Origin of the sequence: Stutzerimonas stutzeri (genome assembly GCF_024448895.1) — a bacterium.
Lineage (GTDB): Bacteria > Pseudomonadota > Gammaproteobacteria > Pseudomonadales > Pseudomonadaceae > Stutzerimonas > Stutzerimonas stutzeri_Q.
This window is the reverse complement of sequence record NZ_JAMOIC010000019.1, coordinates 1-24316: the sequence shown is the minus strand read 5'-3', so window position 1 is coordinate 24316 and position 24316 is coordinate 1. Positions and strand designations below refer to the sequence as shown.

Sequence of the window (24316 nt, the reverse complement as noted above, 5' to 3'; positions counted from 1 at the left end):
GGGCAGGCGAGCCCTGAATGCCAATGGAGACTGCGCGTTAGACGAGCCAGACGAGACTTGCGAAGCGCCCGGTTTGAGCAGCGCGGCGGTAGGAATAGAAGCGCGGGTCAGAAACGGTGCAGAAACCGCCACCGTATACCGCTGCAATCCCGCAAGCAGACAGACGGATGCGCGCCAGCTGATAGATGTCAGCCATGAATCGGCCTGTGTTGCGGCTTGCAACAAAAGCCCCGGATGCTTCCATATGTTGCGTGACGAACGCATCGCGCACTTCGCCACCGACTTCGAACGCAGCGGGGCCGATGGCCGGGCCAAGCCAGGCCATCAACTGGTCGCTGGGGGTTTCGAGGGCTGCAACCGTCGCCTCTAGCATACCCCCAGCAAGTCCGCGCCATCCTGCATGTGCGGCTGCTACGCGCGTTCCGGCAAGATCAGAGAAGAGCACTGGCAAGCAGTCTGCGGTCAATACAGCACAGGCCACTCCGGCCTCCGCTGTCCAGCTCGCATCCGCAGTAGGACAAGCTCGAGGATCGGCCTCAACCGCGATACTGGAGTGTATCTGGCTCAACCAGGACGGCTCGCAGCCGATCGTCTGCTGCAACCTCTGCCTATTAGCAGCAACCGCATCCGGGGCGTCGCCCACGTGGACGCCCAGGTTGAAACTGTCGAAAGGTACATCGCTGACGCCACCACTGCGGGTGGTGACACAGGCCCGAACGCGCGAATGAGCCGGCCAGTCAGGCAGGATCCAGTCGCCAGGCCAACGGCTCACCCGACAAACGCCTCACGATCCTGCTGCAGCAATGTCAGCAACCAGATGAAATCATCCGGCAAAGGCGATTCCCACTTCATGCGCTCACCGGTAACAGGGTGATCCAACTCGAGGAATCTGGCGTGCAAGGCCTGGCGCGGGAAATCGCGGAGTGTTTGCACCATGGTCGGATTTGCCGCCGGCGGAATTCGAAAACGCCCGCTGTAAAGCGGATCGCCCACCAGCGGATAACCGATGTGAGTCATATGCACGCGGATCTGGTGGGTGCGCCCCGTCTCAAGTTTGACCCGGACATGGGTATGAGAGCGGAAGCGCTCGAGCACCCGATAATGACTGACGGCTGGCTTGCCGCCCTCTGCTACGGCCATGCGCTGACGCTGCTGGCCGTGCCGGCCAATGGGCGCATCGATGGTGCCGCCGGTGATGATCACACCTATCACAATGGCTTCGTAGATCCGACTGACGCTGCGTGCCTGCATCTGCTCTACCAATCGGGTCTGAGCCTGCAAGGTCTTGGCAACCACCATGAGGCCAGTGGTGTCCTTGTCCAGCCTATGAACAATGCCGGCACGCGGCACATTGATGATGTCCGGCACATGATGCAAAAGCGCATTGAGCAAAGTGCCGTCCGCATGTCCGGCAGCTGGATGCACCACCAGGCCGGACGGCTTGTTCAGCACCAGGATGTGCTCATCTTCGAAGACGATATCCAGCGGGATGTCCTGCGCCACCCACTCTCCCTGCGCCTGCTGCTCGGCGGAAAGCTCCAGAATCGCGCCGGCATGCACAGTGTCCCGGGGCCGCAACACGGCGCCATCGACTTTAAGCAGGCCATCCTTTATCCAGGCGGAGAGACGGGAGCGGGAATGCTCGGAGAACAGCTGGGCCGCGACCTGATCGAGGCGCTGTCCGCCGAGGTCGTACGGCACCTCTGCGCGAAGATGGATGGCCTGAGTTGAGATCGTGGACATATTTATGAGTGCTTCACTAGTTGAGAGAGGCAACCGCGCAATAGCAACGGATGCGACAGACGATGGGGCTGCTAGATGCGGACAGAGCCAATCAACGAGGCCAACCTGGGGACGAATCGACGGCCAGACATGGGCATGAACGACCTCTCGACCGCGACGCGGGTGCAGCCTTTGGTTTCGGCAACACGCTTGTGTTTAAATACCGCGTCTTTGTCCCGGCCAACCGGGGCGCTCATCATAACAGGACGGCTTAGCGCGAGACAGCCAGCCGTCACAGGGACGCAAGCCGCCATGCACGTGAAACACCTGCTGCTGATCGCCATTTTCGCCCTTACTGCTGCCTGCTCATCGAACGAAACCGTCAGCGAGAACCTTGGCGAAGCGGAACTGTACCGGCAGGCACAGGCCGACCTGGACAACAAAAGCTTTACCAGCGCGATCAGCAAACTGAAAGCACTGGAATCACGCTATCCCTTTGGCCGCTTCGCCGAGCAGGCGCAGCTGGAACTGATCTACGCCTACTACCGCAACACCGAGCCGGAAGCGGCGCGCTCTTCGGCCGAGCGCTTCATTCGTCTGCATCCGCAGCATTCTAGCGTCGACTACGCGTACTACCTGAAAGGGCTTGCATCTTTCGATCAGGATCGCGGCCTGCTTGCACGCTTCCTGCCACTCGACATGACCAAGCGCGACCCCGGCGCCGCACGCGACTCGTTCAACGAGTTCGCTCAGTTGACCACTCGCTTCCCGAGCAGCCGCTACTCGCCAGACGCCAAGGCGCGGATGGTGTACTTGCGTAACCTGCTGGCAGCCAACGAAATTCACGTTGCCGACTATTACCTACGTCGCCAGGCCTATGTTGCTGCAGCCAATCGCGGGCGTTACGTAGTGGAAAACTTCCAGGGCACCCCTGCCGTTGGCGACGGCCTTGCCGTGATGACTGAATCCTATCAGCGCCTAGGCCTGGACGATCTGGCCACCACCAGCCTGGAAACACTGAAGCTCAACTATCCGGAGCATCCCAGCCTGGAAGACGGCGAATTCACGCCGCGCCAGAAGGAAGCCGATAACCGCAGCTGGCTGTCCCGCGCCACGCTTGGCCTGATCGAAACCGAGAACAAAGCGCCAGACAGCTCTCAGTCCAACCGCGATGTAGTGCGTCAGTATGAGAACGCGGCCCAGGATCTGCCGGACGAGCTGCGTCCAGTCCTCAGGGAAGCTGAAGCGGAAGCAGCAGACGAACAGCAGAATGAAGGCCGCTCCTGGTGGAGCTACCTGACCTTCGGCCTGTTCGACTAGACACCCAATAGCGGTCTGCCGAATCGGCAGGCCGGCATGGCTCAGCCAGGAATCGCACACATGGGTCTGTTTCGTCTGTTGTTCTGGATAATTCTGATTGCAGCCGCTTTCTGGCTCTGGCGCCGCCTGACAAGCAAACCAAAAACGACTAACCAACCGCAGCAGACCGCGCTGCCAATGGTGCGCTGTGCTGAATGCGGTGTGCATCTGCCGCGCGAGCAAGCCCTGCAGAGCCACGATCAGTGGTATTGCAGCCAGGCGCATCTTGAACAGGACAACAAGTCGGGTGGGAACTGAACGCCTGACGTTTCTCGGCTATCAAGGCCGGCGAATCCTTCGCCTCTACCATCTTTATCGCGTTGCCATCGGCCTTGTACTGGTGCTGCTCATCAGCAGCGACTTGCATAGTGATCTGATGCGCATGATCAACCCGGTGGCGTTTCATTACGGTGCCTGGCTTTATCTGATCCTCAACATCCTCACGGCGGTATTACTGCAGAACCCGAAGCGGGAGCTGCCGGTACTGGTTCTTGCCCTGCTCGACGTAACCCTGCTGGCAGCGCTTTTCTACTTTGCCGGAGGTACGCCCAGCGGCATCGGCAACTTGCTGATCGTTGCTGTCGCCATCGCAAACATCTTGCTGCACGGACGGGTCGGCTTTTTCATTGCGGCGGTGGCAGCGACCGGCCTCATCTATCTGACCTTCTACCTCAGCCTCAACGACAGCGCGGCGAGCGGCCAGTACGTTCAGGCCGCCGCACTCGGAACGCTGTGCTTCGCCGCAGCTTTGCTGGTACAGGGTCTGACGAGACGTTTGCAGGTCAGCGAAACCCTTGCACGGCAACGCGCCGAAGAGGTCGCCAATCTCGAGGCGTTGAACGCTCAGATCCTGCAACGCATGCGCACCGGCATCCTCGTCCTTGATCCGCAGGGCCGCGTATTGCTCGCCAATCAAGGCGCTCTGGAGCTGCTCGGCCAGCAATCCCTGACCGGCGAACGACTCGCCCCGCGCTGCCCGGAAATCATCAAGGGCCTGCAGCAATGGCGGGACAACCCCACACTGCGCCCCCGCAACTTCAAGGCCACGCCCGACGGTGCCACACTGCAGCCGAGCTTCGCGACGCTTCAGCATGGCGTTAAGCAGGACACTCTGGTTTTCCTCGAAGACATCTCGCAGATCGCTCAGAAGGCGCAGCAGCTTAAACTTGCCTCCCTCGGCCGCCTGACTGCCAGCATCGCGCACGAAATCCGCAACCCGCTCGGGGCGATCAGCCATGCCGCTCAGCTGTTGCAGGAATCAGAAGTGCTGGATGCGGCGGACCTTCGACTGACGCAGATCATCCAGGACCATTCACGGCGCATGAACCTGGTCATCGAAAACGTTTTGCAGCTGTCTCGCCGACGCCAGGCCGAGCCTCAGCTGCTCGACCTGAAGTACTGGGTTCATCGTTTTGCCAGCGAGTTCCGCCAGACACTGCCCGCTCAGCACAGCCTCCACGTCGAGACCCATGGCAGCTCGCTGCAGACCCGAATGGACCCCAATCAGCTGATTCAGGTACTGACTAACCTGGTGCAAAACGGCCTGCGCTACAGCGGTCAGAAGCATGGTCAGGCACAGGTATGGCTGAAGGTCTTCCGTGACGAGTCGAGCGACCTGCCCGTGCTGGAGGTCCTCGACGACGGCGCCGGCGTGCCGATCGACCAGGTCCAGAACATTTTCGAGCCCTTCTTCACCACGGAAAACAAAGGCACCGGCCTGGGCCTTTATATCTCTCGAGAGCTGTGCGAAAGCAATCAGGCCCGCCTGGATTACCGTGAGCGGAACGAGGGCGGCAGCTGCTTTCGCATCGTTTTCGCACACCCTCGCAAGCTGACGTGACCCTTCCCGAAAGGCATCGGGTCACACATCAGCTACGGTAAGGGTACAAGCCAGGCGTTGTAGCGTTAACATTGCCGACCGCACCATACATGCAAAGATCGAGACCATGACTGCCCGCCAGAAAGCGCTGATCATCGATGACGAACCCGATATCCGGGAGCTCCTGGAGATCACCCTCGGACGCATGAAGCTGGACACCCGCAGTGCCCGCAATCTCAAGGAAGCGCGCGAGTGCCTGGCGCGCGAACGCTACGATCTGTGCTTGACAGACATGCGTCTGCCAGACGGTTGCGGCCTGGAGCTGGTGCAGTTCATTCAGCAGCACTATCCGCAAATGCCGGTGGCAATGATCACCGCATATGGCAGCCTGGACACCGCAATCGGCGCACTCAAGGCCGGCGCTTTCGATTTTCTGACCAAACCTGTGGATCTCGGGCGACTCCGAGAGCTGGTCAATACCGCCTTGCGGCTGCGCAGTCCGAACCCCAACGAATTGACAGTCGACAGCCGTCTGCTCGGCGCATCGCCCCCCATGAACGTGCTGCGCAAGCAGATCGGCAAACTGGCACGTAGTCAGGCCCCGGTCTATATCAGCGGCGAATCCGGCAGCGGCAAGGAGCTGGTCGCGCGCCTGATCCACGAGCAAGGCCCTCGTCATGAGCAGCCATTCGTACCCGTCAACTGCGGTGCAATCCCATCGGAACTGATGGAAAGCGAATTCTTCGGCCACAAGAAAGGCAGCTTCACCGGAGCCATGGAAGACAAGCCGGGGCTGTTCCAGGCTGCCAACGGCGGCACCCTGTTTCTGGACGAAGTAGCCGACCTGCCACTGCCCATGCAGGTCAAACTGCTGCGAGCCATTCAGGAAAAAGCCGTCCGCTCGGTTGGGGGTTCAAAGGAAGTCATCGTTGATGTGCGGATTCTCTGCGCCACCCACAAGGATCTCGCCACCGAAGTGACCGCTGGCCGCTTCCGCCAGGACCTTTACTACCGGTTGAATGTGATCGAATTGCGCGTTCCGCCACTGCGTGAACGCCGAGAAGACATTCCTAGACTTGCAGAGGCCATGCTCCGCCGCCTTGCGCAGGATTGCGGTGACACGCCAGCACGGCTGCATCCCGATGCCTTGGCCAAGCTACAGGGTTATCGCTTCCCGGGTAACGTGCGCGAGCTGGAGAACATGCTCGAGCGCGCTTATACGCTATGTGAAGGCGAGGAGATCAAACCCGGCGATCTGCGCCTCTCCGAAGCGTCGGGCATGCCCGAGAACGGCGAAGCGAGCCTTGCACAGATCGATAATCTTGAAGACCACCTCGAGGAGGTAGAGCGCAAGCTGATCATGCAGGCGCTGGAAGAAACCCGCTGGAACAGAACCGCCGCAGCACAACGTCTTGGCCTTTCATTCCGTTCCATGCGCTATCGACTGAAGAAGCTCGGCCTGGATTAGGCCTGGGGACGGTCGTGACACGAAGTCGCGACCGCTTGCTGCGCTTATCCTTGGGATAGCAGATTTCGAAGATCGATAACCGCCGCGTTAGCGCGGGAAATGTAGTTCGCCATCACCAGCGAGTGGTTGGCGAGTATCCCGTAGCCGCTACCGTTCAATACCATCGGGCTCCAGAGTGGCTCCTGTGCCGCTTCCAATTCGCGGATGATCTGGCGGACGCTGATCGCCGCGTTCTTCTTCGCCAGTACGTCAGCGAAGTCCACCTCGATGGCGCGTAACAGATGCGACAAGGCCCAGGCCTGCCCACGAGCTTCATAAAAAACATTATCGATCTGAAACCATGGGGTCTCGACTCGCGCCTCCTCGACCACTTGCTTCACCCCTTCACGCTCAAGCTCAGGCGTCACTTGAGCATCAAGACGAACACGGCCAACGCTGGCCGACAGCCGCTGCGACAACGAGCCAAGTCGAGTACCCACGTCGCCCAGCCAATTGTTCAGATTGTCTGCACGCGAATAGAACTGAGCCTTGGGCTCTGGATCGCTCAGGCGCGCCAGATATCGATCAAGATGGCGGATGCCGTTGCGGTACTCCGACTCACTGGCAGGCAATGCCCAGCTGCGGTTGTCGAAATTGAACAGCGGCTCGGCCTTGGACAGATCCGTATCTTCGGTTGATTGCGATTGAGACCGAGCGAAATCCTTGCGCAATGCACGACTCAAGTCCCGCACCTGAACCAGCACGCCATATTCCCAGCTGGGCATGTTGTCCAGCCACAAGCCAGGCGGAGCAATATCGTTGGTCAGGTAGCCGCCGGGCTTGTCCAACAGTGTGCTGGCAACCTTCCGAAGCGCCTGGACGGTCGTATAGCCGTTGACTATCTGCCGCTGCGATGCGTCAGCGGCCTCTCTCACATGCTGCTGCACCGGGAAACGCTTGGGCTCGGAACTCCAGTACCAACCCACCAGAAGTGCGACCAGCAAATACAGCCCAAGCATCACTGCAAGCGCCAGCACCAGGGGATTGCGAGTCACTCCGTCCGCTCTGGCGGTGCTTCCCGACGACCCAAGGCGGCCGAAGCGGTTCTTCCAATCCAACATGGGTATCTGTCCTTCTCTTTTGAATTCAAAGATTCGACCGCTGGTTACTCAGAGCGTCGCGGCATGTGAACCACTATAACGCAGCTGTTCATCGGCAAGCCTCATAATGAGAACCAGACCGCCATTGAGGCGGCAACGCAATGCCCGCTTCAGTGCTAGCATTGCGCCACCACGGTGCCTGCTTAAAGCACTGTCGCAGCGGGCCAGAGAAACAAACATGTCGGACCAGGAAGAACTCAAACAGCACTTCGCGCAGCGGGTCATTCACCAGGCACGGGAAGTGCTCGAGGTATGGCAGCAGCTTCAACGCAGCGAATGGAACGACAGCTACCGTACCGCTCTGGCGGATGCCAATCAGCGCCTGCGGCGTTTCGCCGAGCGCTTCGAGCAGACCGAGCACCGTCAACTTGCACTCGGCATCGATGATTGCCTGGGTGACATCAAGGACAACCGCGGACGTCTGTCGAGCGATACCATCGCCACCCTCAGCCAGCTGATCTACCGGCTCGCACGCACCGGTCTGCGTCACGGCGATCCGCGCGGACAATCGGGCTATGTTCCGCCACTCAGCAAACCTGTATATATCGCGCTCGAAGACCATGAGCGGGCCAGCCACGTGGTGCGTCAGCTCGAGTTTTTCAGCATGACCGCGCGCGCTTTCGCCAGCGATAGTGAGTTTCGAGCAGCGATGCATGAGCGCCATCCTGCGGCGCTGGTCATGGACGTCGATTTCAATGGGCCCGGCGCAGGGCTGAAGCTTGCCGAAAGCATTCAGCAGGGCTTAGAGGAAAAACTGCCACTGATCTTCTTCAGTCATCAGGAAACCGATACGCCGATGCGACTGGCCGCGGTGCGCGCAGGTGGCCTGGAGTTTTTTACCGGCGCTATCGACGCTTCGAGCCTGCTGGAAAAGATCGAGATATTCACCCGCACCGCCCATTACGAGCCTTTCCGGGTCCTGATAATTGATGACTCGCGAGCTCAGGCGACACACACCGAACGCGTTCTGAACAACGCGGGAATCATTACTCAGACGCTGAATGAGCCGATTCAGGCGATAACCTACCTCGCGGAGTTTCAACCTGATCTGATCATCCTCGACATGTACATGCCCGACTGCATGGGCACCGAACTGGCGAAAGTCATACGACAGCACGAACGCTACGTCAGTGTGCCGATCATTTATCTCTCCGCCGAAGACGATCTCGACAAACAACTCGATGCGATGAACGAGGGCGGCGACGACTTCCTGACCAAACCGATCAAGCCGAGCCACCTTATCGCCACTGTCCGCACTCGTGCCGAGCGCGCCCGCAGCCTCAAGGCCAGGATCGTTCGCGACAGCCTGACGGGCCTGTACAACCACACTCACAGCCTGCAGCTGCTCGAAGACGCCAGCTCAAGGGCTCGCCGCGACGGCCAGCCACTGTGTTTCGCAATGATCGATATCGACCACTTCAAGAAGGTCAACGACACCTACGGCCATCCCATGGGCGATCGGGTGATCAAGAGTCTCGCCCTTTTTCTCAAGCAGCGTCTGCGCAAGACCGACCATATCGGTCGCTATGGGGGCGAGGAATTCGCCGTGGTATTGCCCGACACGGATATTCATAACGCCGTAAAGGTGATCGACGAGATCCGCAAACGCTTCGCCGAAATCCACTACCCGGCCCAGCCGGTTGACCTTGCCTGTACTTTCAGCTGCGGCATTGCCGAACTCTTGCCTGGTACTGATACGAAGCTTCTGACTCAGCAGGCGGACGAAGCCCTCTACATGGCGAAAAACGGCGGGCGTAACCGCGTCGAGGGGTTCGACCCGTCACACAAGTGACATCAAACTGCCATACCTTCTAGCCTCCAGAACCCCGGAGGCCAGGATGCGCCTGAAGTCGCTCACCACCCTGAATACACTGCTGCTGGTTTCGATCTGCCTGGCCCTGGGCGCAACGCTCTGGTGGTCCGAGCAGGCACTGACGCGGCCGCACGATCTTATGGGACGCTACCTGAGCCTGTCACAACGCTTTCAACAGCAGGTCGCGAACAACATCCAGAGCTATCTGAGCAGCGGCGACGCTCTCCTGCATAAAGCCGCCGAGACCGAACTCGAAGGGCTTGCTGCAGACGTCGGCGCGCTGCCCCCGACCTTCGCCAAACGTCTTCAGCCAAGCCTGGAACAGCTCCACCAGTTCACTGCCACGGAACTGCTGGCCGCAGGCAAGCTCGCCGGTGACCCTCAGGGTTTGCTGGTCCAATCTGAGCGGGAGATCTCAGCTGCGCTGGAGCAGCTGCATCGTTACGCCGCAGAAAGTGAGCAATCTGCCGCCGTCCGCTACCAGGATCCGTTGTTCGAAGCGAGCCGCCAGCTGATCCGCCTGAGCCACGCACGCGCCAAGCTGACCAGCAGCGGGCAGGACGCGTTGGTCGCCGATGTCGAGCAGGCGCTTCAAGGGCTGAGTAAAGCTGCGGCTACGCTGGAAGCCTTGCCGCTGCTCGGTGTCATGACCGAACAAGCGTCCGGAGCGAGCGCATTTGCTGCGCTATTGGACCTTGAGGTTAAGACGGATACTCAGACCGCAGAGGATCGCGGTGGCGCCCTCAAACGCGAACTTTCCGGTTTGTTAAAACGATTTCCAGGCGAGCTGGAGCGGACGCGCTCGCTGATCCAGCAGCGGATCGCACTCAGGGACAGCACCCAGCAGAAGGTGGCGAACATGCAGGCTGCGCTGGATGAACTTGAACCTGAAATTCGCGCCGAGCATGGCCGCATACAGGCAGAAGTACGGCTGATTCAAGGCACCATCATCCTGCTGATCCTGCTGGTCGCTTTCGCCATCGACCGTTTGCAGCGGCAGTTGACCCGTTCTCTGGGCCTGCTTGCACCGGCGCTTAGCGCCTGGGCACGCGGCGATTTTCATAAGCCCGTAGAACTTGGCGCACGCACGTCGGAGGTGGTCGAGATCTGCAGCTCACTCAATCAGCTGCGTACCTATTTGCTGACGCTGGTCGGCACACTGCGACAGCATGCAGATGAAGTGACGGACAGCAGCCAGAATCTTGCGGAAATGAGTACCGACCTGCACCGCAGCGCCAGCCACCAGAGCAGCGACACCGCGCAGATTCGCGATGCACTTGGCGAACTCGAAGCAACCATTCAAGACGTTGCCACCGGTGCCGGCCAAACTGCAGAGGCTGGGCGAGCGGCCAACCAGGCCGTCCACAGAGGGCAAGATGTCATCAGCAAAAGCCTGACCGGATTGCACGGGCTGGTAGGTGAAGTGCAAAACAACGCCATGGCTATCGAACGCCTGGCCGATGAAACCGCCACCATCGGCAAGGTGTTGACCGTGATACGGTCCATCGCCGAGCAGACAAACCTGCTCGCATTGAACGCGGCGATAGAAGCGGCCAGGGCCGGTGCTCAGGGCCGTGGCTTTGCCGTGGTGGCCGATGAGGTTCGCACGCTGGCTCAGCGCACCAGTGGCGCCACTGAAGAGATCCAGCTGCTGATCGGAAACCTGCAAACAGCCGCTCATCAATCCGTGCAAGCCATGCGTACCCAGGTCGACCATGCTGAAGCAACCGCCCAGCTGGCTGAAACGGCCGATACGGCGCTGAACGAAATTGTCGCCACCATCGGCTCAATCGAGCAGATGGCTGCGCAGATAGCACTGGCGACCGCCCAGCAAAGCGAGGCCGTGAGTGAAATTCGCGGACACAGCGAGCGGATACATACCTTGGGCGACAGCAACCTGGCGCACATCAGCCGCGGTCGGGAACAGAGCGCCCAAATGCTCCGCCTGGCTGGGGAGCTGAATCAGGCAACGCTGGCATTCAAAGGCTAAGCGCAGCTCTGGATAGGCAGGCCGACGCGACAAGCGCGTCGGCCCGATTATTAATCAGCGGGGCACGGCCGGGCGTTGCGAAGGCTTCCGGCTTTTGCCGGCTGGCTTGTTACCGCCTGCAGCAGCTTTGCGGCGCGCTTCTGCGGCCGCTTTGGCCTGCTCTCGCTTGTCCCAGGCATTGCCGTCGTGACTGCGGGGCGGCAAGCCGTTGTGCTGGGTAAGAATGGCTCCACCCTGCCCTGCTTTCTTGCTACCCACCGGCGTCGAATTCTTGCGACGGGCGCTCTGATAGCCTTCGGTTGCCGGCTGATGCGCCGGTATCAGCTGATTCTTGCCAATGCCGATCAAGTCGGCCCGTCCCATGCGCTGCAAAGCTTCACGCAACATCGGCCAGCCCTTGGGGTCGTGATAACGCAAGAATGCCTTGTGCAGACGGCGTTGTTCCTCGCTTTTGACGATGGTGACGCCTTCGCTCTTGTACGTGACCTTGCGCAGCGGATTCTTGCCGCTGTGGTACATCGCTGTGGCGCTGGCCATGGGTGACGGATAGAACGCCTGAACCTGATCAGCGCGGAAGCCATTGCCTTTCAGCCACAGCGCGAGGTTCATCATGTCTTCGTCGGTGGTGCCCGGATGCGCGGCGATGAAGTATGGAATCAGGTATTGCTCCTTACCCGCCTCCTTCGAATACTTCTCGAACATTCGCTTGAACTTGTCGTAACTGCCGATCCCCGGCTTCATCATCTTGTCCAGCGGACCGCGCTCGGTATGCTCGGGTGCGATTTTCAGGTATCCGCCAACGTGATGGGTAACCAGCTCTTTCACGTATTCAGGCGACTCGACCGCCAGGTCATAACGCAACCCGGAAGCAATCAGAATCTTCTTGACCCCCGGCAGTGCACGCGCCTTGCGATACAACTCGATCAGCGAGCTGTGATCCGTATTGAGGTTCTCGCAGATACCCGGATAGACGCACGAGGGCTTGCGGCAATGCTGCTCGATTTCGGGGCTCTTGCAGGCGATGCGATACATGTTTGCAGTTGGCCCGCCGAGATCCGACACCACACCCGTGAAGCCTGGCAGCTTTTTCATTTCCTCGATTTCGTTGAGGATCGATTCGTGCGAGCGGTTCTGGATGATGCGGCCTTCATGCTCGGTGATCGAGCAGAATGTGCAGCCGCCAAAGCAACCACGCATGATGTTCACAGAGAAACGAATCATGTCGTACGCAGGAATCTTCGCGCCACCATATGACGGATGCGGCACCCGCGCGTACGGCGAGGCGAATACGTAATCCATCTCTTCGGTAGTCAAAGGGATCGGCGGCGGGTTCAGCCAGATATCGTGATCACCGTGACGCTGCACCAGGGCACGGGCGTTGCCGGGGTTGGTTTCAAGGTGCAGGACGCGGTTGGCGTGGGCATAAAGCGCTGAATCATTGCGTACTTTTTCGAACGACGGCAGGCGGATCACGGTCCGGTCACGCTCGATCTTCGGGCTCGGCAAGAGCTGAACGACTTTGGCCTCGTTCGGATCCTCAACCGGCCCTTTCTCCTGCTCGATGGCGCAGGCCTGCAGATCCTGAGTGTTGACGTAGGGATTGATGATCTTGTCGACCTTCCCGGGACGGTCGATTCGTGTCGAATCGATCTCAAACCAGCCTTCAGGCGCGTCACGGCGTATAAAAGCGGTGCCGCGAACATCGGTGATCTGCTCCACCGACTCACCGCGTGACATTCGCTGCGCCACTTCGACTATCGCGCGCTCGGCATTGCCATAGAGAAGGATGTCCGCCGTGGCGTCCATCAGGATGGAACGGCGCACCTTGTCCTGCCAGTAGTCGTAATGCGCAATGCGACGCAGGGATGCCTCGATACCGCCCAGCACCACCGGCGTATCCTTGAACGCCTCCTTGCACCGTTGGCTGTAGACCAGGCTTGCGCGATCCGGGCGCTTGCCCGCCAGTCCACCCGCCGTGTAAGCGTCATCCGAGCGAATCTTGCGATCAGCTGTATAGCGATTGATCATCGAATCCATGTTGCCGGCGGCGATCCCGAAAAACAGATTTGGCTGCCCGAGCTTCATGAAATCGTCTTTGCTCTGCCAGTCGGGTTGGCTGATGATGCCGACCCGGAAACCCTGGGCCTCTAGCAGACGACCGATGATTGCCATGCCAAACGACGGATGGTCGACATACGCATCACCGGTCACGATGATCACATCGCACGAATCCCAGCCGAGCTGATCCATCTCCTCCCTGCTCATCGGCAGGAATGGCGCCGGACCGAAACACTCGGCCCAGTACTTTGGATAGTCGAAAAGGAGTTTGGCAGCGTGCATGGCTAGAAACCGGGGCAACGAAAACGGGCGCGGAATATAGCACAAAAAATGATCAGGAAGGCCGACTGCTCTAGTCGGCTTTTACTCTCCACCAGCAGGCGAAACGGCAGTCAACCGTTGATATAACGTCGGGGAACACGCGGGGTGACCTTGGTGAGCAGCTCGTAGCCGATCGTGCCACAAGCCTGCGCGAGCTCATCGATCGGGATCGCCGCCCCCCACAGCTCAACCGCATCTCCAAGCTGCGCATGAGGCAGATCAGTGATGTCTACGCCCAGCATGTCCATGGAGACTCGTCCCGCCAGCGGCGCCCGCTGCCCGCAGATCAGGACAGAGGTGCCGGGAGGCGCAGTGCGCGGATAGCCATCCGCATAACCGCAGCTGACCGTAGCAATACGCGACCGGCGCTGCGCAACCCAGCCAGCGCCGTAGCCGACGCTCTCGCCCACCGGAACCTCACGGATCGCGATTATCGCAGCGGTCAGCGTCATCACCGGTTTCAGGCCCAGCGTCACGGCGCTCAGCTCAGCGAAAGGCGAAGCGCCATAAAGCATGATTCCCGGGCGTAACCAGTCCATGTGGGCGGCGGAGAGCGTCAATACCGCGGCCGAATTGGCGAACGAGCGATGATCAAAACGCAGATCCAGCAGGCTGTTGAACTGCTCCAACTGCGCCTCGTTGAGCGGATGCCCGCGCTCATCGGCGCACGCGAAGTGGCTCATCAAATTGATCTCGGCGACCTGAGCCGCACCGCTTAGTCGGGCATGACTTGAGCGCAACGCATCCGCTGTGAAGCCCAGGCGATGCATGCCCGAGTCGAGCTTCAGCCAGACATTCAAGGGCCGATCCAGAGTCGCGCTCAGCAACGCCTCCACCTGAGCTTCACCCTGGATGGCCACATCCAGGCCAAGCTCAGCTACGGCGCTGTACTCCGCCGGTTCGAAGCAGCCTTCGAGCAAAAGCAGCCGGGCGTCCGCATTGACAGCTCGAACCTGCCGAGCCTCTTCCAGCGAGGCGACGGCGAAGCCGTCAGCCAGATCCTGCAGGCATTCGACGGCCTCTGGCGCACCGTGTCCGTACGCATTGGCCTTGACCACGGCAAACGCCTTGCGACCAGGCGCGCATTGCTTGGCTAGCTGATAGTTATGACGAAGGGCGGCTAGATCGACCGTGGCAACCAGGGGGCGCATGGATAGTCCTTCGGGGCAGAGGAGAGAAGCCGCTATTGTCTGGCGCCTTTTGCCAGCCTCGCAAGCGGCTGCAAGCTAGTCGATTAATCGTCGTCGAACTGGTAGCTGCCGGGCGCCAGGTTCTCGAACCGGGAATATTTGCCCAGAAAAGCCAAGCGCGTGGTACCGATAGGCCCGTTTCGCTGCTTGCCGATGATGATCTCCGCGACACCTTTGTATTCGGTTTCCGGGTGATACACCTCGTCCCGGTAGACGAACATGATGATATCGGCGTCCTGCTCGATAGCGCCGGATTCACGAAGGTCGGAATTGATAGGGCGCTTGTTGGGCCGTTGCTCAAGAGAGCGGTTGAGCTGTGAAAGCGCGATAACCGGGCAATTGAATTCCTTGGCCAGGCCCTTCAACGAACGGGATATCTCCGAAATCTCGTTGGTTCGGTTGTCACCACTGGAGCCCGGGATCTGCATCAGCTGCAGATAGTCGACCATGATCATGCCAATCTCGCCATGCTCACGGGCCAAACGCCGCGTCCGAGCGCGCATCTCAGATGGCGAAATGCCAGCGGTATCGTCAATGAACAGTTTGCGGTCGTTTAGCAAATTGACCGCGGAGGTCAGCCGCGGCCAGTCGTCGTCACTGAGCTTGCCGGTCCGCACCTTGGTCTGATCAATCCGGCCAAGGGAGGCGAGCATACGAATCACGATGGAGTCGGCCGGCATTTCCAGCGAGAACACCAGAATCGCCTTGTCGGAGCGCAGCGCAGCATTCTCAACAAGATTCATCGCAAACGTGGTCTTACCCATGGACGGGCGACCGGCGACGATGATCAGGTCAGCTGGCTGCAGGCCGCTGGTGGCCTCGTCCAAATCAGCAAACCCCGTCGACAGCCCGGTGATCGCCTCTCCCGCATTGAACAGCGAGTCGATTCGGTCGATAGCTTTAACCAGAATGTCATTGATCCCTACCGGACCACCCGTATTAGGGCGCGCTTCAGCGATCTGGAAAATCAGCCGCTCGGCTTCGTCGAGGATTTCGTCACCCGTGCGCCCCTGAGGCGCATACGCGCTGTCGGCAATCTCATTGCTGATGCCGATCAGCTGGCGCAGCGTCGCGCGCTCGCGAATGATCTGTGCGTAGGCCTTGATGTTGGCAACAGACGGGGTGTTCTTGGCCAGCTCGCCGAGGTAGGCGAGCCCGCCGACTTGTGACAGGTGACCTTCTTTGTCGAGCTGCTCGGACAGGGTCACCACGTCGAATGGGGAATTGCGTTCAGCCAGGGTAAATACGGCGCGAAAGATCAGCCGGTGATCATGGCGGTAGAAATCGCCGTCCGATACCTGATCAAGGACCCGCTCCCAAGCGTTGTTATCCAGCATCAGCCCGCCAAGCACGGCCTGTTCGGCCTCGATGGAATGTGGCGGCACCTTGAGCGCTGCGGTTTCCAGATCGTATTGCTGGGGCACACTGATGTCGTTCATGGCACTCGAAATTCTTTAGCGTTCAGAAAAACAAAGGGCACGTTCCACTCGCGTGGAAACGTGCCCGATGGTACCCGTCAGGCACCGGAGGTGCCAGACGATGGCCTGTATCAGCCAGCGATCACGATCAGCTTCACGGTCGCTTCAACGTCAGTGTGCAGATGCACAGCGACGTCGTACTCACCAACCTGACGGATGGTGCCGTTAGGCAGACGGATTTCGCTCTTCGCTACTTCAACGCCAGAAGCTGTCAGCGCATCGGCGATGTCGTGAGTGCCGATGGAACCGAACAGTTTGCCCTCATCGCCCGCAGTTGCGGTGATGGTGACTTCCAGTTCAGCCAGCTGGGCAGCACGCGTTTCGGCAGAAGCCTTACGCTCAGCAGCAGCTTTTTCCAGGTCAGCACGGCGAGCTTCGAACTCAGCGATGTTAGCTGCAGTTGCAGCGGTAGCCTTGCGCTGCGGCAGCAGGAAGTTGCGACCGTAACCAGACTTGACGTTTACCTTGTCGCCCAGGTTGCCCAGGTTTGCGACTTTTTCGAGCAGGATGACTTCCATTTGAGTCTTACCTCTTAACTTTTAACCTTCACCGTCCGCAGGACCGGCATCGTCATCACGAGATGCACGACCGCGGAAATCAAACAAGCTGTCGACAATGGCCAATACGGCCAGTAACGGATAAAGCAACTGCATGAACAGAACCAGCGTGACGTAAAGCCCCACCAGCCAGAACCGTGACATCCGACCCTGCTTCACCAGCCCGTGAATCAGCGCGACACCGGCAAACACCAGCGGAACACTGCACAACGGAGCCAGCATCGCCATCTGAGCCCCAAGACTCGGTCCTAGCAACATGCCAACCAGCAGCAACATTGCTACTACAGGGGAAAGCCGTAGTGCCCGAAACTCGAGGCCGAAGCCACCTGGGTTGTATAACAACGCTTGCCAGTACCGTCCGAGCATGAGGCTGAGCAATGTGGTGATCTGCAACAGCGCCGCCAGCAAGCCGGTCAGAACCGGCGTCAGCAACGCTCCCAAACGCGCCTGCTCATCCACCGAAAGCTGCTGATAGGCATCCGACAGCATGTCGGGCAACACTTTCTGCAACTCAGTGGCGAGCGCCGCAATGGGCTCACCAAACACCACACCAAGCGCCCAGGCAAACAGCAGCCCAAGCCCCACGCTGCACAACATTACGCGTGGCCAGGAATTCTGGCTGCGCAATAACAACGCCAACCCAAATGAACCCAGCAGCACCAGCAACGTTCGCGGATCGCCGAAGTACCACCAGACGAGTGCGGGCAGAACAGCCCAGACCAACACGCCTAATGCGTCATTCAGCCCACGACGCAACAACACCAAGCTGCCTGCGGCAGCGCAGAGCCAGAACAACATCGGCAGCGCTGCAGAGCCAGCTACAACTACAATCGCTTGCATACGGCCGCGCATGATGAAGTCAGCCAGGGCGCGCATGCGATTTATCCTTTACTTCTGTCGAACAGTTCGATCAACGGCCGTGGCTGTCGGTGTAGGGCAGCAGGGCCAGGAAACGGGCGCGCTTGATAGCGGTAGCCAGCTGGCGCTGATAGCGTGCTTTGGTTCCGGTGATACGGCTAGGTACGATCTTGCCGGTTTCGGAAATGTAGGCCTTCAGTGTGTTGAGATCCTTGTAGTCGATCTCTTTCACATTTTCTGCAGTGAAACGGCAGAACTTACGACGACGGAAAAAACGTGCCATGAAATAGGCTCCTCAATAGGTCCGTGGATTACTCGTCAGCGTTGTTGTCGCGGCTGTCGCTGTCACTGTCGTTATCGGCAGAGTCAGATTCAGGGCGATCACGACGCTCACGGCGCTCGCTACGGTTTTCCTCAGCCTTCAGCATCTCGGACTGTTCAGTCACGGCTTCGTCGCGACGGATGACCAGGTTACGGATGACGGCGTCGTTGTAGCGGAAGTTGTCTTCCAGCTCAGCCAATGCCTTGCCGCTGCACTCGACGTTCAGCATCACGTAGTGAGCCTTGTGGACGTTGTTGATGGCGTAAGCCAGCTGACGACGGCCCCAGTCTTCCAGACGATGGATCTTGCCACCGTCTTCTTCGATCAGCTTGGTGTAACGCTCCACCATGCCGCCAACCTGCTCGCTCTGGTCGGGGTGGACCAGAAAGATGATTTCGTAATGACGCATTGTTGCTCCTTACGGGTTGCAGCCTGCCGCACAACGCGGATCAGGCAAGGAGTGAATCAGTTATGTTGACTTGCCAGCCAGAGAGGCGCGCAAACGCCTGCCATCCGGGCAAGGGGCGCAATTCTAGAGAAGCGCGGCGCACCGCGCAAGGCGATTTGGTGATTATTTAACCAGTCCGGATTCAGCCTCTCCCGCCCCGACCGCGCTCCGCCAGGATGCTATCGAGCAGGGTCCTGACCTGGTGAATGTCGTAGGGCTTGAGCATTGTCCGCAGATCATCCAGACCTTCGTCACGCGCGCTGATCGAATACCCGGAAGCGATCACGACGCTGAGAGACGCGTCGCGCGATCTTGCCTGGCGAACCAGTTCGATCCCGCTCATGCCCGCCAAGCCCACGTCAGTGAGCAGCACATCGAAGCTGCGTTGCGCCAGCATCTCAAGCGCAGCCTCTGCCGAATCGCAAGGACAGACCTCGTGCCCCAGCTCCTCCATGACTTCGCCCGTCAGCATCCGCAGCGTTGGGTCATCTTCGACGAAAAGGATACTCAGCCGGCCCTGCTGATCATCTCCAACCGCCAGCTCGGCTGTAGTTGACGTCACGGCTTCGCTCGATTCTGTACCGACTTGAGCCTCCAACGTTTCACACGACGCCGAGCCAGCAGCGACCGGCAGATAGACCCGCACCGAGGTGCCACTCCCTACCTCACTTTCCAGCACGACGAAACCACCACTCTGCCTGACGAAGCCATAGACCATGCTGAGACCGAGACCCGACGCGTTGGCGTCCTGCCGCGTGGTGAAGAACGGTTCGAAAGCACGATCGAGCACCTCGGGCGCCATACCCTCGCCTTCGTCGGCGACACTCAACTCGACATAGGAACCAGCAGTTGCGGCTGGCTGAGCGGCTAACTCGTCAGCATCCAGAGAGCGATTACGCACACGGATGGACAGCTCGCCGCCACTGGCCATCGCATCACGCGCATTCACAGCCAGATTGAGGATGGCCGCCTGGAGGTTGCCCACATCGGCGAATACCGGCCAGAGCTTAGGCTCGATATCGATATTCATCTGCACCGCTCGCCCCAGCGCTCCGCTCAGCAACTCACTCATCTGACTGAGTAATTCGCCCAGATCAATATCCTGCGGCTGAAGCGGCTGGCGACTAGCGAACGCAAGCAACTGGGACGCGAGGCGCGCACCTTTTTCCACGCCGCCAACAGCAGAGTCCAGCCGACGCTGCGCAGTCTCGTCGGCGCCCAGGTTTCGACGCAGCAATTGGAGGTTGCCACCAATGATCTGCAGCATATTGTTGAAGTCGTGAGCAATCCCGCCAGTCAACTTGCCCACCGCCTCAAGCTTCTGCGACTGCATCAGCGCCGCCTCAGCCACCCTGCGCTCGGTTTCACTGCGCAGCAACTCGCGAGAGCGCTCGCGGACAAGCTCCTCAAGGTGCTCGCGATGTCTGGACAGCTCCTGCTGACTGCGATGCTGCTCGGTAACATCACTGCCTTGAACGAAGATCCCTGAAGTCTGGCCGTCGCGCTCGGCAATCGGCTGGAAAACGAAGTCGAGATAGACCTCCTCGGGCTCCGCTTCAGGGCGACGCTGCAAAAGGGCCCGCATTCCTTTGCCCACATAAGGCTCACCGGTGCGATAAACCTGATCCAGCAATTCAATGAAGCCTTGACGTGTCAGCTCCGGCACCCCGTCGCTGACCCGCTTGCCGATCAGCTGCCGATAGCCCGTCAATTGCTGATAAGCCTCGTTGACCAACTCGAATACGTGATCGGGGCCACGCAGAAAGCTCACAAAACCGGGTGCCTGGGCAAACAGCTGGCGCAGCTGTTTACCCTCGTCCTGCATCAACTTCGCGCGAGACATGATCGCCGCTTCGAGCTGCTGCAGCGGCTGACCGGCTCTCTCGGTAGCGTGGAGAGAAGCCTTCAGCAGCTGTAGCTCGGTGATATCCATCGTGTGCTGCAGGATTGCTGAAACTTTACCCTGCTCATCGAGCACTGGCGTGTGTGTTGCGCTCCAGTACCGATCCTCATACACCACACCGTGCTCGGTTCGGACGGCGATCGAGTACCGAATGACCGGCAAGGTATCGACTCCCTTGCTGCGCAATACACGACTGAATGAGCCAAGCAGCTCTTCAACATGAGTGGTCTCAGGAGCCTTGGGGTCTGCCGCGAAGGCCTCATCGATGCGCTGCCCGACGATCTCGTCCAGGGTACGTGCCGTGAGCTGGAGATAAGCATCGTTGGCGTCAAGAATCTTCAGCTCAGGATCAAGCAGGAGATAGGCGTTTGGTGAACTTCTGAACAATGCCTCGAAAGGCGGGCGTTGCGACATACAACCTCCATGAGGCACACCTGACCTTACCGCTATCGAAAGCGATGGACAGAAGTACAACCAAAGCAGCAATCGTCATAGCGTGCCGCGAGACCAGGAACGGACAATTGACCTCAGGGCCGGCAATCCGTTTCGAGGCAAAGGGCAGCACTAATGATGGCGTGGCCGACCCTGGGTCTAGATTAGGAAAGCAATCAAGAAACGCTGGCTGAACGCCGCTGACGTAGCGCCTCGAACAGGCAAACACCGGATGCGACAGACACATTCAAACTGCTGACACTTCCGGCCATTGGCAACTTCACAAGGAAGTCGCAGTGCTCGCGAGTGAGTCGCCGCATGCCCTTGCCTTCGGCTCCCATTACCAGAACGATGGGGCCGCTGAGGTTCTGATCATAGATTTCCTTCTCGGCTTCGCCCGCAGTGCCGACCACCCACAGCCCCCGCTGCTGTAGCTTCTCCAGCGTGCGAGCAAGGTTGGTGACAGCCACCAGCGGAACCACCTCGGCTGCACCGCAAGCCACCTTGCGCACGGTGGCATTGAGCGTCGCCGACTTGTCCTTGGGAATGATCACGGCCAGCGCGCCGGCCGCGTCGGCCGTGCGCAAGCATGCGCCTAGGTTATGCGGATCGGTAACGCCGTCGAGCACCAGCAGCAACGGCGCTCCTTCGGTCCGGTCCAGCAGCTCCTCAAGCATTGCGTCACCCCAGACCTGGCTCGGGCTGACATCTGCAACCACACCCTGATGGACGCCTTCGACCCAGGCGTCCATTTCGCGGCGCTCGCATTGCCCGACACGAACCCTGGATTGCCCCGCTAGCTCGATTAAAGTCTGTACTCGCGGATCGTCGCGCCCTTCGGCGAGCCAAATCTGCTTCACGCGCTTTGGATGATGACGAAGCAGGGCCTCTACGGCGTGCAGACCGTAGATCTTTTCCAGGTCACTCATGGCTTAGCCTTACGCTTGCGCGGGGCGCCACCGTCCGGCTTGTCGGACGCTTTACCCGACGCCTTGGGTTTACCCGAGCTACGCTTTGGCTTCTTCGCGCCGCCGCTTTTGGCGTCGGAAAGCAGAGCCTTCTTCAATTCGCGGCTTTTGCGCACTTCTGGGCTGGCGGCCTCCCGGCCACCTCCAAACGAGGTATCCGCGCCTTTCTTGCTTTTACCGTCCTTGCGTCCATCTCGACCAGAGTCGGATCCAGGTTCACGGGCTGCGCTTTTGCTGCCGCCGCTGATCAGCTCGAAATCAATTTTGCGCTCGTCCAGATCGACGCGCATCACTCGCACCTCAACGCTGTCTCCGAGACGGAAGCTGCGACCGCTGCGCTCGCCGGAAAGGCGATGATGCAACGGGTCGAAGTGGTAGTAGTCGCCCGGCATGGCTGTCACGTGGACCAGGCCCTCGACGTAGATATCGGTCAGCTCGACGAATAATCCGAACCCGGTCACAGCCGTGATTACGCCCGGGAAACTCTCGCCGACTCTATCCTTCATGAACTCGCACTTGAGCCAGTTCACGACGTCGCGGGTTGCCTCGTCGGCACGGCGCTCGGTCATCGAGCACTGCTCGCCGAGCTGCTCAAGAGCAGCCTCGTCGTAAGGATAGATGCGCGCCTTCGGCATGCTGGTCCCACCCTCCCGTCGCACATGCGAGGTCTCGCGACGTGAGCGGATCACGCTGCGGATCGCGCGATGAATCAGCAAATCCGGATAGCGGCGAATTGGCGAAGTGAAATGCGCGTACGCTTCGTAATTGAGACCGAAATGCCCGTTGTTGTCAGGACTGTAGACCGCCTGACTGAGCGACCTGAGCATCACCGTCTGGATGACATGGAAATCCGGACGACCCTGAATACGCTCAAGCAGGGCCTGGTAATCCTTGGGTGTCGGGCCTTCCTTCCCTTTGTGCAACGTCAGACCAAGTTCGCCAAGGAAAGCGCGGAGCTTCTCCTGACGCTCAAGCGGCGGACCATCGTGCACACGATATAGCCCCGGCAGATCGTGATCCTGAAGAAAGCGTGCAGTGGCCACGTTGGCGCAAAGCATGCACTCCTCGATCAGCTTGTGAGCATCATTGCGCTCGGTAGGCTTGATAGCAGAGATCTTGCGCTCCGCACCGAAGACGATGCGCGTCTCCTGTGTCTCGAAATCGATTGCACCGCGAGTATGCCGAGCTTTCAGAAGCACCTTGTACAGGGCATGGAGCTGCTTGAGATCCGGCAACACTTTCCGGTACTCATCGATCAGACGCTTGCCCTCAGCGGAGGAAGGCTGCTCCAACATGCTGCTGACCTTGTTGTAGGTGAGGCGCGCATGGGAGTGGATGACGGCTTCGTAAAACTGGTAGTCCGTCATCTTCCCTGATTTGCTCAGGGTGATTTCACAGACCATGGCCAGACGATCGACATGCGGATTGAGCGAGCACAATCCATTTGAAAGCTCTTCGGGCAACATCGGCACAACCCGCTCGGGGAAGTAGACTGAAGTGCCGCGCAGCTCGGCTTCCTGGTCCAGAGCCGAACCAACCTTGACGTAATGTGAGACGTCAGCAATCGCTACATACAGGCGAAAGCCACCCGAAAAAAGCTTCCAGCCGCTGAGCTTTTCACAGTAGACCGCATCGTCGAAATCCCGCGCATCCTCACCGTCAATGGTAACGAATGGCAGATGTCGCAAGTCGACGCGCTTCTGCTTGTCCTTCTCCTCGACTTCCGGTTTGAGCTTGGCTGCTTCACGCTCAACCGCCTCAGGCCAGACGTGAGGAATATCGAAGCTGCGCAGCGCAACGTCGATCTCCATGCCGGGCGCCATGTAGTTGCCGATCACCTCAATGACATCGCCCTGAGGCTGAAAGCGCTGAGTTGGCCAGTGGGTAATTTTGATCTCGACGAACTGCCCCGGCTTGGCGTTCATTGAGCGACCCGGGGTTACCAGAACTTCCTGCTGGATTTTGGGGTTGTCGGCCATGACAAAGCCGATCCCACTTTCTTCCTGGAAGCGACCGACGATGGTCTCATGGGCGCGACTGATCACCTCGACGATGGCGCCCTCACGCCGTCCGCGACGATCAAGCCCGGCAACTCGGGCCAGCGCCCTGTCACCATCGAAAACCAGGCGCATCTGCGCCGGACTGAGGAACAGGTCGTCGCTGCGATCGTCGGGGATCAGGAAACCGAAACCATCTCGGTGACCACTGATCCGACCGCAGACCAGGTCCAGCTTGTCCACCGGGGCATAGGTGCCGCGCCGGGTGTAGATAAGCTGACCATCTCGCTCCATCGCGCGCAAGCGGCGGCGCAGAGCTTCGATGTCATCTTCGGATGACAATCCGAACTCTTCCAGCAACTGCTCGCGTGCCGCTGGCGAGCCGCGCTCGCTCAGGTGCTGGAGAATCAGTTCGCGACTGGGTATGGGGTTTTCGTACTTTTCCGCTTCACGTGCGGCCTCGGGGTCGAGGTG

The 24316-nt window shown here is 59.6% G+C and carries 19 protein-coding genes; 6 read left to right on the top strand and 13 right to left on the bottom strand.

Features of this window, described 5'->3' with window-relative positions:
• Positions 1 to 37 precede the first annotated feature (37 nt).
• On the bottom strand, positions 38 to 772 hold the full coding sequence (gene pgeF, locus NA619_RS19275; RefSeq protein WP_255963427.1) for a peptidoglycan editing factor PgeF: 735 nt from the start codon (positions 770 to 772) through the stop codon (positions 38 to 40).
• Positions 769 to 1743, bottom strand: coding sequence for a 23S rRNA pseudouridine(1911/1915/1917) synthase RluD (gene rluD / locus NA619_RS19270; protein ID WP_255963426.1), 975 nt, complete (start codon positions 1741 to 1743; stop codon positions 769 to 771). The genes pgeF and rluD overlap by 4 nt, the downstream gene beginning before the upstream one ends.
• 291 nt (positions 1744 to 2034) lie before the next feature.
• On the opposite strand from rluD, the gene NA619_RS19265 reads away from it, so the two are divergent.
• The 4 genes from NA619_RS19265 (at position 2035) to NA619_RS19250 (ending at position 6368) form a co-directional block, all read left to right on the top strand.
• Positions 2035 to 3042: an outer membrane protein assembly factor BamD gene (locus tag NA619_RS19265; protein ID WP_255963425.1), complete on the top strand. Its 1008-nt coding sequence runs from the start codon at positions 2035 to 2037 to the stop codon at positions 3040 to 3042.
• A 60-nt stretch (positions 3043 to 3102) separates the two neighbouring features.
• On the top strand, positions 3103 to 3339 hold the full coding sequence (locus NA619_RS19260) for a PP0621 family protein (protein WP_255963424.1): 237 nt from the start codon (positions 3103 to 3105) through the stop codon (positions 3337 to 3339).
• On the top strand, positions 3329 to 4921 hold the full coding sequence (locus tag NA619_RS19255) for a sensor histidine kinase (protein WP_255963423.1): 1593 nt from the start codon (positions 3329 to 3331) through the stop codon (positions 4919 to 4921). The genes NA619_RS19260 and NA619_RS19255 overlap by 11 nt, the downstream gene beginning before the upstream one ends.
• A gap of 106 nt (positions 4922 to 5027) precedes the next feature.
• On the top strand, positions 5028 to 6368 hold the full coding sequence (locus tag NA619_RS19250; protein WP_255963422.1) for a sigma-54-dependent transcriptional regulator: 1341 nt from the start codon (positions 5028 to 5030) through the stop codon (positions 6366 to 6368).
• A gap of 44 nt (positions 6369 to 6412) precedes the next feature.
• On the opposite strand, the gene NA619_RS19245 is transcribed toward NA619_RS19250, so the two are convergent.
• On the bottom strand, positions 6413 to 7468 hold the full coding sequence (locus NA619_RS19245; RefSeq protein WP_255963421.1) for a DUF2333 family protein: 1056 nt from the start codon (positions 7466 to 7468) through the stop codon (positions 6413 to 6415).
• 217 nt (positions 7469 to 7685) lie between these two features.
• On the opposite strand from NA619_RS19245, the gene NA619_RS19240 reads away from it, so the two are divergent.
• Both NA619_RS19240 and NA619_RS19235 read left to right on the top strand, forming a co-directional pair.
• On the top strand, positions 7686 to 9299 hold the full coding sequence (locus tag NA619_RS19240; RefSeq protein WP_255963420.1) for a response regulator: 1614 nt from the start codon (positions 7686 to 7688) through the stop codon (positions 9297 to 9299).
• A 46-nt stretch (positions 9300 to 9345) separates the two neighbouring features.
• The gene (locus tag NA619_RS19235; protein ID WP_255963419.1) at positions 9346 to 11310 is read left to right on the top strand and encodes a methyl-accepting chemotaxis protein; all 1965 of its coding nucleotides are present in this window, start codon (positions 9346 to 9348) and stop codon (positions 11308 to 11310) included.
• 54 nt (positions 11311 to 11364) lie between these two features.
• Here NA619_RS19235 and NA619_RS19230 read toward each other — a convergent pair whose 3' ends face one another.
• The 10 genes from NA619_RS19230 to rnr form a co-directional block, all read right to left on the bottom strand.
• Positions 11365 to 13650: a YgiQ family radical SAM protein gene (locus NA619_RS19230; RefSeq protein WP_255963418.1), complete on the bottom strand. Its 2286-nt coding sequence runs from the start codon at positions 13648 to 13650 to the stop codon at positions 11365 to 11367.
• A 110-nt stretch (positions 13651 to 13760) separates the two neighbouring features.
• On the bottom strand, positions 13761 to 14840 hold the full coding sequence (gene alr, locus NA619_RS19225) for an alanine racemase (RefSeq protein WP_255963417.1): 1080 nt from the start codon (positions 14838 to 14840) through the stop codon (positions 13761 to 13763).
• An 83-nt stretch (positions 14841 to 14923) separates the two neighbouring features.
• Positions 14924 to 16318 (bottom strand): replicative DNA helicase, encoded by a 1395-nt coding sequence (gene dnaB, locus NA619_RS19220; RefSeq protein WP_255963416.1) that lies wholly within the window; start codon positions 16316 to 16318, stop codon positions 14924 to 14926.
• A 110-nt stretch (positions 16319 to 16428) separates the two neighbouring features.
• The gene (gene rplI / locus NA619_RS19215) at positions 16429 to 16875 is read right to left on the bottom strand and encodes a 50S ribosomal protein L9 (RefSeq protein ID WP_255963415.1); all 447 of its coding nucleotides are present in this window, start codon (positions 16873 to 16875) and stop codon (positions 16429 to 16431) included.
• Between the two features lie 21 nt (positions 16876 to 16896).
• Positions 16897 to 17790, bottom strand: coding sequence for a hypothetical protein (locus NA619_RS19210; protein WP_255963413.1), 894 nt, complete (start codon positions 17788 to 17790; stop codon positions 16897 to 16899).
• Positions 17791 to 17824: 34 nt separating this feature from the next.
• On the bottom strand, positions 17825 to 18055 hold the full coding sequence (gene rpsR, locus NA619_RS19205) for a 30S ribosomal protein S18 (protein ID WP_019340128.1): 231 nt from the start codon (positions 18053 to 18055) through the stop codon (positions 17825 to 17827).
• Between the two features lie 28 nt (positions 18056 to 18083).
• A complete protein-coding gene (rpsF, locus tag NA619_RS19200) occupies positions 18084 to 18503 on the bottom strand; it encodes a 30S ribosomal protein S6 (RefSeq protein WP_122163797.1) in 420 nt (139 codons plus the stop codon).
• 181 nt (positions 18504 to 18684) lie between these two features.
• Positions 18685 to 20859 carry a PAS domain-containing protein gene (locus tag NA619_RS19195; RefSeq protein WP_255963412.1) on the bottom strand — a complete coding sequence of 725 codons (2175 nt, stop codon included), beginning with the start codon at positions 20857 to 20859 and terminating at the stop codon, positions 18685 to 18687.
• Positions 20860 to 21053: 194 nt separating this feature from the next.
• Positions 21054 to 21806, bottom strand: coding sequence for a 23S rRNA (guanosine(2251)-2'-O)-methyltransferase RlmB (rlmB, locus tag NA619_RS19190; RefSeq protein WP_255963411.1), 753 nt, complete (start codon positions 21804 to 21806; stop codon positions 21054 to 21056).
• Positions 21803 to 24316 (bottom strand): ribonuclease R (rnr, locus tag NA619_RS19185; protein WP_255963410.1); only part of this gene is annotated, 2514 nt, incomplete at its 5' end. The genes rnr and rlmB, both read right to left, overlap by 4 nt.

Coding starts and splice junctions, on each gene's coding strand:
- rluD (WP_255963426.1), bottom strand. CDS start 1,743: ATGTCCACGATCTCAACTCAGGCCATCCATCTTCGCGCAGAGGTGCCG.
- NA619_RS19265 (WP_255963425.1), top strand. CDS start 2,035: ATGCACGTGAAACACCTGCTGCTGATCGCCATTTTCGCCCTTACTGCT.
- NA619_RS19260 (WP_255963424.1), top strand. CDS start 3,103: ATGGGTCTGTTTCGTCTGTTGTTCTGGATAATTCTGATTGCAGCCGCT.
- NA619_RS19250 (WP_255963422.1), top strand. CDS start 5,028: ATGACTGCCCGCCAGAAAGCGCTGATCATCGATGACGAACCCGATATC.
- NA619_RS19245 (WP_255963421.1), bottom strand. CDS start 7,468: ATGTTGGATTGGAAGAACCGCTTCGGCCGCCTTGGGTCGTCGGGAAGC.
- NA619_RS19240 (WP_255963420.1), top strand. CDS start 7,686: ATGTCGGACCAGGAAGAACTCAAACAGCACTTCGCGCAGCGGGTCATT.
- NA619_RS19235 (WP_255963419.1), top strand. CDS start 9,346: ATGCGCCTGAAGTCGCTCACCACCCTGAATACACTGCTGCTGGTTTCG.
- NA619_RS19230 (WP_255963418.1), bottom strand. CDS start 13,650: ATGCACGCTGCCAAACTCCTTTTCGACTATCCAAAGTACTGGGCCGAG.
- alr (WP_255963417.1), bottom strand. CDS start 14,840: ATGCGCCCCCTGGTTGCCACGGTCGATCTAGCCGCCCTTCGTCATAAC.
- dnaB (WP_255963416.1), bottom strand. CDS start 16,318: ATGAACGACATCAGTGTGCCCCAGCAATACGATCTGGAAACCGCAGCG.
- rplI (WP_255963415.1), bottom strand. CDS start 16,875: ATGGAAGTCATCCTGCTCGAAAAAGTCGCAAACCTGGGCAACCTGGGC.
- NA619_RS19210 (WP_255963413.1), bottom strand. CDS start 17,790: ATGCGCGCCCTGGCTGACTTCATCATGCGCGGCCGTATGCAAGCGATT.
- rpsR (WP_019340128.1), bottom strand. CDS start 18,055: ATGGCACGTTTTTTCCGTCGTCGTAAGTTCTGCCGTTTCACTGCAGAA.
- rpsF (WP_122163797.1), bottom strand. CDS start 18,503: ATGCGTCATTACGAAATCATCTTTCTGGTCCACCCCGACCAGAGCGAG.
- NA619_RS19195 (WP_255963412.1), bottom strand. CDS start 20,859: ATGTCGCAACGCCCGCCTTTCGAGGCATTGTTCAGAAGTTCACCAAAC.
- rlmB (WP_255963411.1), bottom strand. CDS start 21,806: ATGAGTGACCTGGAAAAGATCTACGGTCTGCACGCCGTAGAGGCCCTG.